The 16,878-nt window shown below is 73.1% G+C and carries 14 protein-coding genes; 6 read left to right on the forward strand and 8 right to left on the reverse strand.

The features are described 5' to 3' along the window. Window positions 1–11 precede the first annotated feature (11 nt). A complete protein-coding gene (locus ACWEPL_RS01225; protein ID WP_452434598.1) occupies window positions 12–509 on the forward strand; it encodes a SigE family RNA polymerase sigma factor in 498 nt (165 codons plus the stop codon). Beyond that, window positions 506–2,446 (forward strand): hypothetical protein, encoded by a 1,941-nt coding sequence (locus ACWEPL_RS01230; protein ID WP_452434599.1) that lies wholly within the window; start codon window positions 506–508, stop codon window positions 2,444–2,446. The genes ACWEPL_RS01225 and ACWEPL_RS01230 overlap by 4 nt, the downstream gene beginning before the upstream one ends. On the opposite strand, the gene ACWEPL_RS01235 is transcribed toward ACWEPL_RS01230, so the two are convergent. After that, a complete protein-coding gene (locus ACWEPL_RS01235; RefSeq protein WP_363965654.1) occupies window positions 2,443–3,927 on the reverse strand; it encodes a carboxyl transferase domain-containing protein in 1,485 nt (494 codons plus the stop codon). The genes ACWEPL_RS01230 and ACWEPL_RS01235 overlap by 4 nt on opposite strands. A gap of 74 nt (window positions 3,928–4,001) precedes the next feature. Then, window positions 4,002–5,159: a CaiB/BaiF CoA transferase family protein gene (locus ACWEPL_RS01240; RefSeq protein ID WP_452434601.1), complete on the reverse strand. Its 1,158-nt coding sequence runs from the start codon at window positions 5,157–5,159 to the stop codon at window positions 4,002–4,004. Window positions 5,160–5,236: 77 nt separating this feature from the next. On the opposite strand from ACWEPL_RS01240, the gene ACWEPL_RS01245 reads away from it, so the two are divergent. Beyond that, window positions 5,237–5,809 (forward strand): uridine kinase family protein, encoded by a 573-nt coding sequence (locus tag ACWEPL_RS01245; RefSeq protein ID WP_363965656.1) that lies wholly within the window; start codon window positions 5,237–5,239, stop codon window positions 5,807–5,809. Window positions 5,810–5,849: 40 nt separating this feature from the next. On the opposite strand, the gene ACWEPL_RS01250 is transcribed toward ACWEPL_RS01245, so the two are convergent. Next, window positions 5,850–6,509 carry a histidine phosphatase family protein gene (locus ACWEPL_RS01250; protein WP_452434604.1) on the reverse strand — a complete coding sequence of 220 codons (660 nt, stop codon included), beginning with the start codon at window positions 6,507–6,509 and terminating at the stop codon, window positions 5,850–5,852. A 179-nt stretch (window positions 6,510–6,688) separates the two neighbouring features. On the opposite strand from ACWEPL_RS01250, the gene ACWEPL_RS01255 reads away from it, so the two are divergent. Next, the gene (locus tag ACWEPL_RS01255; protein WP_452434606.1) at window positions 6,689–8,539 is read left to right on the forward strand and encodes a hypothetical protein; all 1,851 of its coding nucleotides are present in this window, start codon (window positions 6,689–6,691) and stop codon (window positions 8,537–8,539) included. Here ACWEPL_RS01255 and ACWEPL_RS01260 read toward each other — a convergent pair. The 5 genes from ACWEPL_RS01260 to ACWEPL_RS01280 are packed head-to-tail and all read right to left on the reverse strand — an operon-like array spanning window position 8,524 to window position 15,226. After that, the gene (locus ACWEPL_RS01260) at window positions 8,524–10,542 is read right to left on the reverse strand and encodes a hypothetical protein (RefSeq protein WP_452434608.1); all 2,019 of its coding nucleotides are present in this window, start codon (window positions 10,540–10,542) and stop codon (window positions 8,524–8,526) included. The genes ACWEPL_RS01255 and ACWEPL_RS01260 overlap by 16 nt on opposite strands. Window positions 10,543–10,599: 57 nt before the next feature. Next, window positions 10,600–11,775 (reverse strand): DegT/DnrJ/EryC1/StrS family aminotransferase, encoded by a 1,176-nt coding sequence (locus ACWEPL_RS01265; protein WP_452434609.1) that lies wholly within the window; start codon window positions 11,773–11,775, stop codon window positions 10,600–10,602. 52 nt (window positions 11,776–11,827) lie between these two features. Continuing rightward, window positions 11,828–12,541 carry an amidohydrolase family protein gene (locus tag ACWEPL_RS01270; RefSeq protein ID WP_452434611.1) on the reverse strand — a complete coding sequence of 238 codons (714 nt, stop codon included), beginning with the start codon at window positions 12,539–12,541 and terminating at the stop codon, window positions 11,828–11,830. After that, window positions 12,538–13,227 carry an amidohydrolase family protein gene (locus tag ACWEPL_RS01275; protein WP_452434612.1) on the reverse strand — a complete coding sequence of 230 codons (690 nt, stop codon included), beginning with the start codon at window positions 13,225–13,227 and terminating at the stop codon, window positions 12,538–12,540. Before ACWEPL_RS01275 ends, ACWEPL_RS01270 begins: the two co-directional genes overlap by 4 nt. A gap of 19 nt (window positions 13,228–13,246) precedes the next feature. Further along, a complete protein-coding gene (locus tag ACWEPL_RS01280) occupies window positions 13,247–15,226 on the reverse strand; it encodes a PQQ-binding-like beta-propeller repeat protein (RefSeq protein ID WP_452434613.1) in 1,980 nt (659 codons plus the stop codon). An 85-nt stretch (window positions 15,227–15,311) separates the two neighbouring features. Between ACWEPL_RS01280 and ACWEPL_RS01285 the strand changes: the two genes are divergently transcribed. Continuing rightward, window positions 15,312–16,115 (forward strand): amidohydrolase family protein, encoded by an 804-nt coding sequence (locus tag ACWEPL_RS01285; protein WP_452434614.1) that lies wholly within the window; start codon window positions 15,312–15,314, stop codon window positions 16,113–16,115. Beyond that, window positions 16,112–16,840: an amidohydrolase family protein gene (locus tag ACWEPL_RS01290; protein ID WP_452434615.1), complete on the forward strand. Its 729-nt coding sequence runs from the start codon at window positions 16,112–16,114 to the stop codon at window positions 16,838–16,840. The genes ACWEPL_RS01285 and ACWEPL_RS01290 overlap by 4 nt, the downstream gene beginning before the upstream one ends. Window positions 16,841–16,878 lie beyond the last annotated feature (38 nt).

Consider the following 16,878-nt stretch of genomic DNA (forward strand, 5'->3'; position numbering starts at 1 on the left):
GTCTCTATGACGTGACCGAAACAGCGACCACGACGCAGCCGTCGTTCGCCGAGCTGTTCGCGGCCCAGTACCACTCCCTGGTACGCCTGGCCGGGCTGCTCGGCGCGGACGACCCTGAGGACATCGCCCAGGAGGCGTTCGCCCGGCTGCACACAAGGCGGTTGCGCGACGACGGGGCCGCCCTGGCCTACCTGCGCTCCACCGTCTGCAACCTGACGCGCAACCGCCTGCGCCACCTCAGCCTCGTACGACTGCGCCGCCCCGACCCTCCCGAACCGGCGCGCAGCAGCGAGCACGCCGTGCTCGTCTCCGAGGAGCACCGCGAGCTGCTGTCCGCCGTGGACCGGCTGCCGCGCCGCCAGCGCGAGGCGCTCGTCCTGCGCTACTGGCTGGACCTGTCGGAACGCGAGATCGCCGACGCCATGGGCGTCTCGCCCGGATCGGTGAAGACGCACGCGAGCCGGGGCCTGGCGGCCCTGGGCAAGGCGCTGAAGGAGGAGGACGCGTGAACAACCTGGAAGAGCGCCTTCGAGCCGCGTTCGACGCCCGCGCCCGGGCCTACGAGCCCGACCCGCACGCCTGGGCGCGCATCATGGAGCGCCGGCCGCGGCGCCGACCGGCCCGGTGGCTGCTGGCCGCGCTCCCGGTGGCGCTGCTGACCGTGTTCGTTCCTGTGCTGCTCAACGGGGGCCTGGGCAGGAACACCGCGATCGACCCGACCGGGATCTACCAGCAGCTCATGAAGGAGCGCACGCCCCTCGGCAAGGAGGCGTCCGTCGACAACCCCTCCGAGGGCAAGCCGCTGCGGATCTGGTTCGCCAGAGGGAAGCTGGGCTATCCCGAGGTCTGCTACATCGTCGAGCGGGCCGCCGGCGAGCCGTACGGGGCCTGCGCCGACGCCGTCACGTGGGAGGACGTGGACGCCTGGTTTGTGGGCAGCACGCTGCGGGACGGTGCGGGGACCGCGATGGACTGGGGGCTGGCGCTCCAGGACGTGGGCGCGGTGACCGGGGTCACGAAGGGCGGGCAGGAGTTCCAGGGCACGGTGCGGAGCCTGGACGGCGCGCCGTACCGGCTGTGGACGGTGACGTATCCGTCCCAGGATCCCATGTCCAAGATCCGGATCTCGAACGTCGACGGCAAGAGCCTCGGGTGGTGGTCCCGCGACGGCCTGTTCGCGCCGGATGGCCAGCCCATGAGCGCGCCCATGGAGCTGTCCCAGGGCATCTCCGTCCAGCCGTACCGGACGAAGGAGGGGACGCGGCTGACCTGGTCGCGGCACGGCGCCGAACTCGCCTCTCAACTGCCCTCCGCGACGGACCCGGTGGTGACCGTCAGCCCCCGGCGAAACATGATCATCGGCTTCGCCCGCAAGGACGTCGCCAGAATCGAGGTCTCGTTCGGCGGCGGGAGCACGGCGAGCGTCGTGACCAGGCCCGATCCCTGGAACCTGGGCGTCACGCTGTTCGCCGCCATGAGCCCGTCCGACGACCGGGCCGAAAGTCGCCGCGTCACCGCCTACGACGCGTCGGGCAAGCAGGTCTGGAGCCAGGACGAGCCGGGCGAGGCAGCGCCGTTCGAGGACGACAAGGTCGCAGGCGAGGTGATGACCCTCCCGGGCACCGAAAGCTCCGGCCGCCCGGTACGCGTCTGGTTCACCCAGAGGTCCGACGACGGGGACGGGTTCTGCTACACCGGCGGGCCCGCGCCGGGCGACCGGGGCGTGTCCGGCTGCTTCATCAGCTTCGCGCAGAACTCCTACCCCTTCCAGCAGGCGACCACCTACCTGCCGGACCCCGGCGCCGACATCTACTTCGGCCCGGCCCTCGCGGGCTGGGAGTCGGTCGAAGCGGTGCTCCTCGACGGGCAGCGGGTCCGCGCCTCGTTCCTGCGCGGCGCGGGCGCCCCATACCCGGTCTGGCACGTCAGCGTCCCGCGCGGCGCCGAGGTCGGGGGCTTCATCGTCAAGGCGAAGGGCAAGCCGGACAAGCAGGTTCCGAATTCCAACAAGGCTTGCACGAGGCAGGCCGCGAGGTCCGAGGCCACCCCTCAGCCCCTGCCGGCGGGCATCACGGCTCTCCTCGTGCCGGGCTGCGCGGCCTTCTGGGAGAACGGGGAGATGGTGCCGGCGCTGCCCGGGCCGCTGCCCGGCGCGCGGCTGAGCGATCTGCTCGACGCCGAGCGGCCGGTCCAATGGGCCAGCCACAAAACGGCCTGGTACGGCTACGCACCCGCGGGCACGGCCAAGGTGGAGTTCCGCATGAAGGGCGGCGCCACCGCGACGGCCGAGGCCGTCCCGGATTCGTGGGGGCAGAACGTGGCGCTGTTCGCGGCCCCGGCCCCCAAGGGAGGTGTCGAAGAAACCGTCGCCCTCACGGGCTATGACGCCGGCGGCAAGGAGTTGTGGCGATACGAGCTGCCCAATCGGCGCGCCCCGAAGTTCTAGCCGAGGTTGCGGAAGCGGGCTCGGCGGGCCGCGAAACGGTCCGCCGGGCTCAGCTCCAGCAGCCGGGCGATCTCGTACTCCAGCGCCCGCCCCACCCGCTCGCAGAACTGCCGCGGCTCGTACGCGGCGTCCGGCACCTCCGGGACGACCCGGTCCACGATGCCGTCGCGGCGCAGGTCGGTGGCGCGGATGTGCTGGGCCTGGGCGATCTCGGGTGCGAAGTCCACCGAGCGGTAGAGGATGGCCGAGGCGCCCTCCGGCGGCAGCGGCGACAGCCAGGCGTGCTGGGCGCAGAGCACCCGGTCGGCGGGCAGCAGCGCCAGCGCCGCCCCGCCCGCCCCCTCGCCGAGCAGCAGGCACACGGTCGGCGCGTCGAGCATGACCAGCTCGGCCAGGCAGCGGGCGATCTCGGCGGCCAGCCCGCCCTCCTCGGCCGCCTTCGACAGGTCGGCGCCCGCCGTGTCGACGACGGTGATCAGCGGCAGGCCCAGCTCGGCCGCCAGCCGCATGCCCCGCCGGGCCACCCTGAGCCCGGCCGGGCCGAGGGGCGAGTTGGTCCGCTGGACCCGCCGGTCCTGGCCGAGCACCACCGCCGGCGCCGTGCCGAACCTGGCCAGCGCGAGCAGCAGCCCCGGCTCGTTCTCACCCTCCCCGCTGCCGCTGAGCGGGGTCACGTCGGTGGCGGCGAGCTTGAGCAGCGTACGCACGCCGGGCCGGTCGTCGCGGCGCGAGCGGGTGATCGCCTCCCACGCCTCCACGGGCCGCAGGTCCTCCTCCGGAGGGGTGCCCGCCTCCACCCGCGACCTGTCGTCGGCGAGCACGCCGAGCGCCCTGATCGCGATCTCCCGCGCCTCCTCGGCCGGGACCACCGCGTCGATCAGGCCCTTGCGGTGGAGGTTCTCGGCAACCTGCACGCCTTCGGGGAACGGGTAGCCGTGCAGCGACTCGAACACCCGCGGCCCCATGAACCCGATCAGCGCACCCGGCTCGGCCGCCGTGACGTGCCCGAGCGACCCCCACGACGCGAACACCCCGCCCGTCGTCGGGTGCCGCAGGTAGACCAGGTAGGGCAGGCCCTCGCTCCGGTGCAGCTGGATCGCGGTGGTGATCTTCACCATCTGGACGAACGCGAGCGCGCCCTCCTGCATCCGCGTGCCGCCCGACGCGGGCGCGGCCAGCACCGGCAGCCGCTCGCGGGTGGCCCGCTCGACGGCGGCCGTGAACCGCTCGGCCGCCGCCACCCCGATCGAGCCCGCCATGAACGAGAACTCGCACGCCACCACGGCCACCCTGCGGCCGCCGAGCAGCCCTTCGCCGGTGATGACGGACTCGTCGTAGCCGGACTTGGCGCGGGCCGCGGCCAGCTCGTCGGCGTAGGGGGAGCCGGGCGGCGCGGGGTCGGCGGGCGGCGCGTCCCACGACTTCCACGACCCCCGGTCGAGGATCGTTTCGATCAGTGTGCGCGCGTCCGGACGGCTCACTATCGCTCCCTAAATGTCGGCCAGCCTTGCAATGTTGACGCACGAAGAGATCGTCCGGTGCCGCGAAATGCGGATCATCGTTCACGCTCTTCGAGCCAGGCGAGCACGGCGTCGCCGTCCTGGCCGAGGGCGGGTGGCGCGGTGTGCTCGAACCCCTCGAGACCGTCGAAGCGCAGCGGCGGCCCGGGCAGCTCGATCGTGCCCAGCACCGGGTGCTCCACCTCGACGACCAGGCCCTGCGAGCGGGTCTGGTCCCAGGCGTAGACCTCGTCGAGCGTCCTGATCGCGCCAGCGGGCACGCCCTCCTCGCCCAGCCTGGCCAGCCAGTGGGCACGGTCGTGGGCCGCCAGGGCCTTCTCCATGTCCGCGATCAGCTCGTCCCGGTGCGCGAACCTGTCCCGGTTGGTGGCGTATTTCGCGGCGTCGGGGTCGATGCCGAGGAGCGTGGCGACCTTCTTCCACTGGCCGTCGTTGGCCGCGGCGATCTGCAGCATGCCGTCGGCGCAGCGGAAGGCGCCGTAGGGGGCGATGGAGGCGTGGTGGTTGCCGCCGGCCGCCGGCACCTTGCCGCCGACCGTCCAGGCGGTGCCGTGGTAGGCGTGGACGCCGGTGATGGCGGCCAGCAGCGAGGTGCGCACGACGCGGCCCCTGCCGGTGCGCTCGCGCTCGTAGAGGGCGCCGGTGACGCCGTACGCGCCGTGGATGCCGGCGAGCAGGTCGGCGATGGAGGCGCCGACGCGGTAGGGCTCGTCGGGCGACGGCCCGGTCAGCGACATCAGGCCGGCCTCGCCCTGGGCGATCTGGTCGTAGCCGGGCCGTCCGCCCTCCGGGCCGTCGTGGCCGAAGCCGGTGATCGACAGGATGACCAGGCGGGGGTTGAGCTCGTGGAGGCGCTCGACGGAGAAGCCCAGGCGGTCGAGCACGCCTGTGCGGAAGTTCTCGATCAGGACGTCGCTCTGGCGGACGAGGCGCTCGATGAGCCGCTTGCCGTCGGCGGACTTGAGGTCGACGGCGATGGACTGCTTGTTGCGGTTGGCCGCCAGGAAATAAGTCGAAATTTCGTTATCCGGTCCGACGAACGGCGGTCCCCACCCGCGCGACTCGTCACCCCCGTCCGGATGCTCCACCTTGATCACCCGAGCGCCCAGGTCACCCAGCATCTGCGCCGCGTGCGGCCCGGCCAGGGCCCTGGACAGATCGAGCACGACGATGTCACCGAGGGGTCCGAGCAAGATCAACCTCCTGCTTGCATTCGGGGCGAAAGAACATTCTCTCAGTAGCCCACACCACGTCTTCTACCCTGGGTCCGGTGAACCACCTGGCCGATCGCATCATGACCCTGCGCCCCTCGTGCGGCCCCGTCCGGCTGGTGGCCGTGGACGGGCCGGCGGGGGCGGGCAAGACGACGTTCGCGGGGCGGCTGGGGGCTGCGCTCGGCTGCCAGGTGATCCACAGCGACGACTTCCCCGTGCCGTGGGAGGAGGGGCCCGGCGGCTGGTTCCACGCGCTGGAGTCGCAGGTGCTGGTCAGGCTCCGGGACGGCGAGCCCGGGGGTTTCCGCAGGTACGACTGGGTGCGCGGCGAGTACGCCGAGCACGTGGCGGTCCCGGTCGCGCCGGTCCTGGTCATCGAGGGCGTCGGCACGGCCCGCGCCTCGATCGCCCGCCTGCTGGCCTTCACCGTCTGGATGGACGCGCCGCGGGCGCTGCGCTTCGCGCGGGTTATGGAGCGGGACGGGGCCGAGCTGGAGCCGCGGTGGCTGGAGTGGTTCGCGGCCGAGGAGAAGTGGTTCGCCGAGGACCGGACGCGCGACCGGGCCGACCTGATCGTCGAGACCGGGCCGGACCGGCCAGGGACGGGCGACGCCGCCGAGACCGGCTGATCGGAGACCGGCTAGAGGTGGCGGGAGCCGTCGAGACCGGCTAGAGGTGGCCGACGTCGTTGAACCGGACGAGCCCGGAGCCGTCCCACACGGAGACGGAGGCGTTCAGCACCGGCGCGAACTCCAGGACCGCGGCCAGGTCCTCGTCCGGGCCGCCCGCCAGGACGTGGCGCAGGCCCAGCACCACCGAGTCGTGGGCGACGATCAGCACCCGCCGCCCGGCCGCGTGCTCGCGCAGGTCGGCGAGGAGGTCACGGAGCCGCACCACGACGTCGGCCAGCGACTCGCCGCCGGGCGGCCGGAAGGCGTAGGCGCCCTCGGCCTCCCGCCGCGCCATCTCCTCGGGGAAGCGCTCTTTGATCGCGGCCAGGTTGTAGCGCGCGAACGCGCCCGCCTCCTGGTCCCTGAGCCGCCCGTCCACGGTGAGCGGGAGCGGGCCGGCGCCCCACGCCCGCAGGGCCACCCGCCACGTGTCGAGCGCCCGCAGGTACGGCGAGCACCACACCACCTCGGGGGCCTCGGCGGTGGGCAGGCCCGCCAGTGACCGCCCGAACGCGGCGGCCTGCGCCCGGCCCAGGTCCGTCAGCGTGACCTCGTCGTCCCCGCGCTCGTAGACCAGGGGCGCCGACCCGGCCTCCCGGTGCGCGAGGTTGGCCTCGCTCTCCCCGTGCCGCACCGCCATGATCCGCGTCGGTCCCATCCCGACATCTTGTCACGGCACCCTCCGGCCAATTACGGTCAAGCCCGTTATATCGCTCTGGGAGGTCGTACGTGCGCACCATCCTCGCAACGCTCCTCGTTGCCTTATCCCTCTCGGCTCCGGCCCAGGCCGAATCCACCGCAGCCCCACCCACCGGGTGCGGCTTCCAGAACCTCGGCATGCTCCCGCTGACCGGCGCCACCACCGCCGGCACCGCGCTGGACGCCCGCCACCCGCAGGGCCCGCGCGTCTACTCGGTCACCTCCAGCGCCTCCGGCCCGGCGCTGCTCGGGATCAGGGACGCCCGCGACGGCCGCCTGATCGCCGAACGCCCGCTCCCGCTCGCGCTCGGCTCCTGGGCCGTCACCGTCGCCCCCGACCACTCCGTCTACGTCGGCAGCTACAACGCCACCGCCGGGGCGATGGGCCGCCTCTTCCGCTACAACCCGTCCGCCGACCAGGTGAGCGAGCTCGGCATCCCCATCGCGACCGAGACGTTCGTCTGGACCGTCGCCGCCAGTCCCGACGGCTCGGCCGTCTACGGCGGCACCTCGCCCACGGGCAAGCTCTTCCGCTACGACACCGCGACCGGCGCCTTCGCCGACCTCGGCAGCCCGGTCCCCGGCGACCAGTACGTCCGGGACCTGGCCGTCGGCGAGGACGGCACCGTGTACGCCGGCGTCGGCGCGCGCAGCATGAAGGTCGCGGTGCTCACCCCCGCCGGTACGGTCGAGCGGGTGATCGACCCGCCCGTCGAGGGCAGCGGCTACGCCTACGACGTGGACGTGGCCGGCCGCTACCTGCTGGTCCGCTTCGTCACCTCCACCGGCGCCAACCCCATGGGCGTGTACGACCTGCGCAAGCGCGCGTGGAAGGACGTCGTGGAGGACGTCGACAACCTCACCGTCGGCGGCGGCAGGCGCGGCCACGACCTCTACCTGTTCCAGCACGACGAGCTCGTGAAGTACGACCTCAGGACCCGGAAGATCACCAGGCTGGGCTTCACCGGGTACGGCGAGGGCGCCGCCCGCCCGCTCGGCTGGCTCGGCCACACCCTCGTCGGCACCAGCTCCACCGGCCGCATCTGGCAGTTCGACCGCAGGACGGGGCAGGGCCGGCTGCTCGACGGCGCGCTGACCGGCCAGCCCGTCAGCATCCGCTCGCTCGGCACGGGCCCCGACGGCCGCGTCTACGCGGGCGGGTTCTTCACCGGCGGCCTGGCCGCCTACGACCCCGCCACGGGCCAGGCCCAGAACTGGCCGGACGTCGGCCAGAGCGAGGGCATCGTCACCCACAAGGGCAAGCTCTACCTCGGCGTCTACCCCGGCGCCCGGATCTACGAGTTCGACGGGACCGCGCCCACATTGCTGCTGGACCTCGGCGGCCAGGAGCAGGACCGGCCCTTCGCGATGATCTCGGCGGGCGACCGGCTGGCGTTCGGCACGGTGCCCAAGGCCGGCACCCACGGTGGCGCGCTCGGCCTGCTCGACCCCGCCACCGGCCGCACCGTGATCAGGCGGGACATCGTCCCGGGCCACAGCATCATCGGCCTGGCCTACCGCGACGGGGTCGTGTACGGCGCCACCTCGGCCTTCGGCGGCACCAGCACGCCGCAGGGCGACGCCGTGGCGTTCGCGTACGACATCGCCACGGACTCGCTCAAGTGGCAGTCCACCCCCGTGCCCGGCGACCTGGCGCTCGGCTCGATCGCCTTCGACGGCGACGGGCGGCTGTGGGGGCTGACCCCGGACACCCTGTTCGAGCTGGACCCGGCCACCGGGCGGACCGTCAGGAGCGTGAAGCACCAGACCTACGCCTGGTCCAGCGCCACGCAGGTCTGGCTGGACACCAACCTCGTCTTCCACAAGGGCTACCTGTGGGGCAAGGTGCAGGGCAAGGCGTACCGGATCGATCCGGGGACGATGGCGCTCGCGCTCATCGCCCGCCCGATCTCGAACCTGATCCTCGGCCCCGACGGCCACCTCTACCTCTCACGCTTCGAGAACTTCTCCACCTACCGCGTCTGCTGACGGGTCAGCCGGAACAGGCGCGGCCCCTCGGCGAAGTAGACGTCCCCGGACCCGTGCACCGCGAGCTGGTGCACGGGTCCCTGCCGCAGCACCGCGTGCCGTCCGGTCCGCGGGTCGAGGGAGAAGACGTCCTGGCCGGCGTGCGCGCCGTACAGGGTGCGGTCGCGCCGGTTGTACGCGAGCTGCCCGCTCGCGCTCTTGCTGTCCGACAGCGTGACGCGCGAGACCACCTTGCGGGCGGTCGTGTCGACCGCGAACACCTCGCCGCCCGCGATCCCCCACAGCCTTCCCCGGTCGTCGAACGTCAGCGCCGGGACGGCCGGCTTGCCCGCGGCGGGCACGATCTCCCACAGCAGCCGGTTCGCCTTCACCGACCACGCGAACAGCTTGGCCTCCGGCTGCGTCGGCGGCGTGGCCGACTGGCCGCTGTAGATGGACGTGCCGCCGTAGAGCACGCCGTCGCGGTAGGCGAGCGAGACGATGCTCTGGTCCTGGACGACGTTGCGCTGAGCGTGCTTGAGCGTCCCGGTCCGCGGGTCCCACACGGCGAGCACGCCGCCGAGCTGGCCGAGGTCGGGCATGGTGCCCGCGGCGAGGTAGCGGCCGGCCGACACCAGCGCCCGCGGCCTGATCTGCTTGTCGGCGGCGAAGTCGAACAGCCGGGCCGGGTTCGGCGCGGGGCCGGGCTCGGGGCTGGGCGAGTACTCGGTGCTGTTCCACGGCAGCGCCGGGTCGTAGGCGTAGACCCTGGCCTCGGGATAGGCGCCGACGTAGAGCTTGCCGTCGTGCGCGATCATGTCCTCGCTCTGCGAGAACGTGTGAAATTCCGTCCTTTCGCCGGTCTTCGGGTCCAGGGCGGCGAAGCCGCCGTTGAGGAAGCCGCCGGCGTACATGCGGTGGTCGGGGCCCTCCGCGAGCGCGGTCACGTCGATGGGCTCGCCCCTGACCGCCGTCTGTACGAACGACTTCGCGCCGGTCTGCGGGTTGTAGCGGAACATCAGCCCGCGCCAGAGCAGGCCGACGACGCTCTTCCCCGGATAGTCCGGCAGGCCCAGCTCGGCCCAGCCGATGCCGCGCGTGTTGGCCACCCGGCCGGTGAAGGGCAGGCCGGTCGGCGTCGTGGCCTGCGTACGGGGGTCGTAGCGGACCAGCTCGCCGCTCTTGACCAGGTAGACCGCGCCGTCGGCGGCCGGGGGCGAGACGTCGAGGCCGTGTACGGCGTCGAGCGCGCCGGTCCACTGGCCGGCGGCGATGTCCCAGACGTGCATCGGGCCCGGGCTCGCGCCGCCGTAGCGGACGTAGAGGAAGCCGCCCGCGACGTTGACGTCGTACGCCCACTTGCCCGCCGGGTCGAGGCCGTCGGGAGTCGGGAGCTGCCTGGTCGCGCCCGAGGCGGCGTCGATCTCGAAGACGGCGGCCGGGGCCTCGGTGCCCGCGTAGATCTTCCCGTCGGCGTAGGAGACGCTGCGCACGTAGGCGTGGGCGGGCGAGAGCTTGCCGTAGTCGCGCACGCCGGTCGCGGGGTCGTAGGCGAACAGGCGGCCGCCCGGGGAGGTGCCGCCGTAGACGGTGGCGCCCTCTCCCGCGGCCACGGACCAGATGAAGTTCTCCGAGGGCAGGGGGCGGCCGAGGTCCTGGACGCCGCCCTGGTCCGTCCAGCGGTAGAGGCGGCCGTCGCCGTACGTGCCCGCGTACACGCTGCCGTCCGGGGTCGCCTCCACGGCCCAGGAGCCGCCGGCGCCCGGCAGGTCGTACCTGGCCACTTCGGCGCCGGTGGCGGGATCGACGGCGTTGAGGTGGGCGGGGGTGCCCGACGAGGCGCCCCACAGCACGGTCCGGCCGCCGGGGCCCGGCGCCACCACGCCGCCGATCAGCAGCACGTCCTCCAGGGGGACGCCGAGATCCTCCACACGGGGCGCCGCCGCGACCGCGGGGGCGCCGGCGCCGAGCACGGCGAGGGTGGCCGCCATGCCGCATGCCAGCATGCGCTTAATTAAGGTCATGACCGAAACCTAAAATGAGGCTGGTTTCTCCGTCAATGACGAATTACGGCCAAGGAACTAATTGGCGAGCAGCTTCGCGAGGGCCTCGGCGACATCGCCGGCCGCCTCGGGGGCGTCCATGAGCATGGCCTGGCGTACCCACACCACGGTCCTGGCGGCCTCCTCGGCACCCGGGCACGGCTCGACGCGGGTGCCCTCGGCGGTGAGGGCCTCCATCGTGCCGAGCGGCGGGTAGCCGGCGTCGAGCGGCACCCCCTCCGCGGCCATGGCGGCCAGCACGAACTCCCGGTCCACCCCGGCGTCGAGGCGCAGCATGAGCAGGTGGCGCGAGTCGCGGGTCGTGCCCTCCGGCGGCGGCACCACGGTCACCTCGGGAACGTGGGCCAGCTCGCGCTCCAGGGCGGCGCAGAAGGCGTTCCTGCGGTCGATCTCCTCGTCGAGGCGGTCCAGCCAGGGCAGCAGGAGCGCCGCCTGGATCTCGGTGAGGCGCAGGTTCCAGCCGACGGACGGGTGGCCGTACCAGCGGCCGCCGGGCGCGCGGCCGACGTTGCAGGCCGACCAGACGCGGTCGTGCACGGCCTGGTCGCGGCAGACGATCAGGCCGCCCTCGCCGGCGGTCATCGCCTTGCTCGCCTGGAAGCTGTAGACCCCCGCGTCGCCCAGACCGCCCACGGGACGGTCCCGGTACGTGGCGCCGTGCGCCTGGGCGGCGTCCTCGACGACCGCGAGGCCGTGCCGGGCGGCCAGGTCGTTGAGCGGGTCCATGTCGGCGGGGCTGCCCGCCAGGTGCACGGGCATGATCGCCGCGGTCCTGCCGGTCACGGCGTCCTGCGCGGCTCGCGGGGACAGGTGCAGGTCCACCGGGTCCACGTCGGCGACGACGGGGACGGCGCCGGCCAGCAGCACGGCGGTGGCCGAGGCCACGAACGTGTACGCCGGGACGATCACCTCGTCCCCCCTGCCCACGCCGAGGCCGCGCAGCGCGGCGAACAGGCCCAGCGTGGCGTTGCCCACGGCGACGCCGTACGGGACGCCGGAGCGGCGGGCGAACGCGCCGGTCAGGTCCGCCACCACGGAACCGCCCTGCGTGGCTCCCCACAGGCCGCTCTCGAGCACCTTGGTGACGAGCTCGCGCTGCGCGGGGTCGAGGGGCGGCGGCCAGGCGGGCCAGGGGGCCGAGCGGACAGGAGTGCCGCCGTGGATGGCGAGCGTCACGGGGAGACGTCCCTTCACGAGTGGACCTTCACGAGTGGACCTCACGGGCGAGCCCTTCACGGGCGGGCCTTCACGAGTGGCCGAGCAGGCGGGCCAGGTTGGCGCCCTGGATGAGGGCGCGGTCGGTGTCGGTGAGCGGGGCCAGGGCGACGCGGCCGTAGCCGGTGCGCAGGTCGAGGAAGCAGGCGTCCGAGCCGAACAGCACCCATTCGGCCCCCGCCAGGGCGGCCAGCCGGGCGATCCACCGGCCGGTCATCTTCGATCCGCACGTCTCCAGGTAGACGTTCGGCAGGTCGGCCACGAGACGGGCCGCGCGGCCGAACCCGTACGCCCAGAGCCCGGTGTGCCCCATGATCAGCGGAACGTGCGGGTGCCGGGCCGCGACGGCGGCGAACTGGGCGGGGTCGCTCCAGGGCGAGTCCGTCTGGCCGTGCGCCAGGACCGGCAGGCCGAGCCGCCAGACCGGCTCGTACAGGGGGTCGTCCAGGCGGCACTGGTGCACGTCGGGGTGGAGCTTGACCCCCCACACGCCGTCGCGGGCGAGCGGGGTGCGGTGGTGCGGGTTGTAGACCTGCCACACCCCGAACCGGCCGGGGAAACGCCCGGCGATCTCCATGGCCAGCTCGTTGCCGCGCACGGCGTCGGGACCGACGGCGAGCAGGTGGCTGATGCCCATCGCGGTGACGCCGATCCGGTCCATCGCGGCCACGAGGTGTTCGGCGGTGGGATGGGGGATGAGGAAGTCGGGCCAGGTGCCGACGTGGCCGTGGGCGTCGAGGATCACAGCAGCTCCTCCAGCGTCCCGGCGGCGATCCGCTCGATGTCCTTCTGGGGCAGGTCGAGGTGGTCGAGCAGGAAGCGGGGACCGCAGTCGTCGGACACCGGCGCGCCCGTGCCGAACACCAGCCGCCCCGCCCCGAACAGCGCCGCCAGCCACTCGACGCCGCCCTGGGTGTTGACGGTGCCGATCTCGGCCCGCACGTTCGGCGCCTCGGACATCAGCTCCGCCAGCGCGCGCAACCGGCGGTAGCCGGGATTGAGGACGAGCACGGGCAGCTTGGGCAGGCGCTCGGCGAGGTGGCGGAGCTGGGCGGGCGAGGTCTCGTCGAGGTCGATCGCGACGGGCAGGCCGATCTCGGCCAGCCACCGCAGGGCCCACGGTCCCGTGAGGTCGAAGCGGTGGCGTTCGGGGCAGAGCCTGATCATCCGTACGCCCCATGCCGCCACCTCGTCCGGCCCGTCCGGCTCCCCGGCCCCCGGCACCACGACGGGGACGGGGATGAGCCGGGGGTCGTCGAGCGCGAGCAGCGCCTCGTTGCCCGCCTTCGGGTCGGAGTAGAGGCTGAGCGTGTGGGTGACGCAGGCCAGGCCGATGCCCAGCCGGTCCATCTCGTCCCGAGGGTCCGTCGGCAGGTCGTCGAACGGCACGGGACCGATGAGCCGGTGGGCATCGATCACATATTTCGGCACAGACCGAAACTAGCAGAGATTACGGAGTGACGGTCAAGGACGGGCAGCGCGGATCGAGCCGGATCCTGGCCAGGTCGCGGCCCACGAGCCCCCAGGCCCGCCAGGAGCCGGGCTCGAAGTGCAGCTGCGGGTTGGTGTACCACTCGTCGCCGAGCCCGGTGGCCAGCAGCTTGGCCTCGACGCCCAGCTCGTACGCGTTCCCGCCGCCGAAGAACGTGGACGCGAACACCCTGCCCCGGTGCACGGTCAGCTCGCCGTACCCGGAGAGCTTGCCCTGCCGCACCACTGCCTTGGTGGCCAGGTCCATGGCGATCCAGGTGCCCGAGTCGCGCTTGTAGACGCCGTACAGCAGCCCGTCGTGCACCTTGATGTCCTGGAACGTGCGGTGCCCCGGGATCGGGTCCACCTGCCAGAGCACCTTGCGGGCGCGCAGGTCGAAGGCGGCCACGGACGCGGACGTCTTCACCGGCGGGGTACCGCCCCCGCCGAGCACGTCGCCGCCCAGGTAGACGACGCCGCCCCGGGGATCGACCGACAGGCTCATGAGGCTCTGGTCGGGGATGACGCCCTCGTAGACGTCGATGCGGCCGGTGCGGGGGTCGATCACGGACAGGGCGCCGTTCAGCTTGGCGCCGAGCGGGGCGCTGGCGACCACGAGCTTGTCGGTGGCGGGGTCGTACTCGATGTCCCAGGGGCGCTGCTGGCCGTGTCCCAGGTAGCCGAGGCTGCGCACCCGGTCCGTACGCAGGTCGACGGAGACGATCTGCCCGCTCGGGTAGATGGCGGCGTAGATCTTGTTGCCCTTCCGCACGAGGTCCTTCGGCTCGCCGGGCATCCGGAACCTGCGCTTCTCGCCCGTGCGCAGGTCGCGTACCTCCATGGAGAAGTGGCCGCCGATGTAGACGGCGCGGTTGGGTACGACGAGCATGCTCTGCGGCCGCTCCGGGCCGCTGGGCAGGCCGGCGTCGATGAGGTCGACGAACTCGGACTTGCCGGTGCGCAGGTCCAGCCACCACATGCCGCCGCTGCCCGAGAAGCCGAGCAGGGTGTTGTCGTCGAGCTGCTGGATCCGCCTGGTCTCGTCGCCCGGCGACGGCGCTTCGGCGACCTTGGTGAAGGCGGTGTCGCCCGCGCGGTAGCGGTGGACGGCGCCGTCGGGCCGGGACGTGGCGTAGACGGTGTCGTCGCCGGACGTGGAGCCCGCCACGGTCAGCATGTCGATCGTGCCGCCGGGCAGGGTGGCCCGGCGCTCGTCCGTGCCGTCCGAGCGGATGTCGATCAGCGTGTCTCCGGCGGCGGCCAGCACCCGGTCGCCGTGCACGGCGACGGCGCCGATGCCGGTCGGGGCGGCGGCCAGCTCCTTCACCGTGCCGTCCGCCCGGGTGATCCGGACGAGCCGGCCCTTGTCGAGCAGCCCCGCGTACACGTAGGTGGCGTCGGCGGCGACCGCGCGCACGTACCGCTCTCCCTGGACCAGCACGCCGAAGTCGCGCACCGCGCCCGTGCCCGGCACGTACTCGCGGACCCGGCCGTCCGGGTAGGTGCCCACGTAGAGGGTGCCGTCGGGCGCGGCGGCGAGGCTCCAGACGAAGCCGCCGTTCTTCCCGAACGACGCCAGCCGCTCCACGGCGCCCGTGGCCGGGTCGAAGCTGTAGAGGTCGGGCACCGGGTAGGTGCCGACGTAGATCTTGCCACCGGACACGGCCGTGGCCCAGGCGCCCTCGGGCTCACCGACGGCCGGGCCGTCGGGCAGGGTGACGCTCCTGACGACCTTGCGGGTGGCGAGGTCGATGTCGGCCAGCACGGGGGGCTTCAGGCCGCGGGTCACCACGTAGGCGTGCCCGTCGAGCACGGAGGCGCCCACGATGGCGCCGGTGACCGACGCCGGGCCGAATCGCTCCACGGCCGGGGTGTCACAGGCCGTCGCCGCCCGCGCGACCGGGCCGGTGAGGAGCGCGGGTAAGAGCGCCGACAGAATTACCAGGAGTGATCGGAGCATGGGCGCACCTCGCGTTCATTGCTGAGCAATTATGGGCCAGACCGTAACTTTATAAGCACAGTTCGTCAATGGCATGATGTGCGGCATGGCGATTGAGGATGGGCCCGGTATTCCGTTCGACGCGTGGCGCCTGGTCGGCGGGCTGGAGGTGGCGCTGGACGTGGACGTGCTGTTCGGGGCCTACCCCGACCGCGACGGCCCGCCCGGCGCCCCGGACCAGGTGCTGCGGCTGCTGGGCGAGCACCGGATCAGGGCCGCGGCGGTGGCGAGCCTGCGGGCCGCGCTGTTCGACGTGCGCTCGGGCAACGACGAGCTGATCGGCGTGCGGTCCGGCAAGGACGAACTGATCGCGCGGGCGGTCCCGGAGGTCGTCCCCGTCGGAGCCGTGGACCTGCGCGACCCGATCGGCGCCGCGCGCGAGCTGGATCGGCTGGCCGCCGGAGGCGTCCGGGCCGTCCGGCTGTTCCCCGACGAGCAGAGCGTCGAGGCGGGCTTCCCGTCCGTCAGGCACGTCGCGCGCCGGGCCGCGCGGCTCGGTCTGGTGGTGCTCACCGGCGGCGACGTGCGCAGGTTCTGGCAGCCCTTCGCGGGGCTCGGGGCCACCGTGGTCTTCCTCGACACGCACTTCTACCACCTGGGCGACTTCCTGGTGGCCGCCGCGGACGAGCCCGGCTTCCACACCTCCACCCGCCTGCTCAACTCCCCCGACGCGCTGGAGCTCGCCGCCGCCGAACTCGGCGCCGACCGCCTCCTGTACGGCTCGCGCGCCCCCCACTACGAGCCGCTCGTGCCCCTCCTGCGCCTGGCCACCAGCGGGCTGAAGCCGGAGGAGATCGCCGCCGTGGCGGGCGGCAACGCGGAACGGCTCCTGAGGAGGCCACAGTCATGATCATCGACGTGCACGCCCACTGGGGCCCGTGGTTCTTCACCATGGACGTGGCCGAGGCCAACCTCGCCACCATGGACCGCTACGGCATCGACCGCGCGATCGTCTCCGCCACCGAGGCCGTCATCTACGACGCCGCCGCCGGCAACCGAGCCCTCGCCTCCTACCTGGAGACGCAGGACCGCCTGCTCGGCTACGTCACGGTCAACCCGCGCCGGCTGCGCGAGGCGGAGGCGGACCTGGCGGCGTACCTGCCGGGCGGCCGGTTCGTCGGCGTCAAGATCCACACCGACTACACGGGCTCCCCGGTCGGCTCCGCGCAGCTCCGCGAGGCGCTCACGCTGGTGGCCGCGACCGGGCGGCCCGCGCTCGTGCACACCTGGGGCACGTCCGTGCTGGCCCTGGCGGAGGTCTGCGCGGACATCCCGGACCTGCGGGTGATCGCCGGGCACATGGGAGCCGACGGGTTCCGGTACGCCGTCGAGGCCGCGAACGCCTGCGACCGCCTCTACCTGGAGCCCTGCTGGTCGCACTTCCCCGCCGGCCGCATCGCGGAGGTGGTGGCGGCCGTGGACCCGGCGCAGCTGCTGTTCGGCACCGACGCGACGCTGATCGACCCCTCGTCGGCGTTCGGAGCGGTCGCGGCGGCGGGGCTCGCCGGTGGGACCGCCGAGCGGATCGCCTGGCGCAACGCCGCGGAGCTCTTCGCTCTGGACATTACGGCCTAGCCCGTTATAGCGTGCGGCCCAAACTTCACCTAGGGAGC

The sequence above is a fragment of the Nonomuraea sp. NPDC004186 genome, from assembly GCF_053603495.1.

Bases quoted from the DNA above. Each gene is read 5' to 3' on its own strand.
- ACWEPL_RS01250 (WP_452434604.1), bottom strand. From the start codon at position 6,509: ATGGGACCGACGCGGATCATGGCGGTGCGGCACGGGGAGAGCGAGGCC.
- ACWEPL_RS01255 (WP_452434606.1), top strand. From the start codon at position 6,689: ATGCTCCCGCTGACCGGCGCCACCACCGCCGGCACCGCGCTGGACGCC.
- ACWEPL_RS01260 (WP_452434608.1), bottom strand. From the start codon at position 10,542: ATGACCTTAATTAAGCGCATGCTGGCATGCGGCATGGCGGCCACCCTC.
- ACWEPL_RS01280 (WP_452434613.1), bottom strand. From the start codon at position 15,226: ATGCTCCGATCACTCCTGGTAATTCTGTCGGCGCTCTTACCCGCGCTC.
- ACWEPL_RS01285 (WP_452434614.1), top strand. From the start codon at position 15,312: ATGGCGATTGAGGATGGGCCCGGTATTCCGTTCGACGCGTGGCGCCTG.
- ACWEPL_RS01290 (WP_452434615.1), top strand. From the start codon at position 16,112: ATGATCATCGACGTGCACGCCCACTGGGGCCCGTGGTTCTTCACCATG.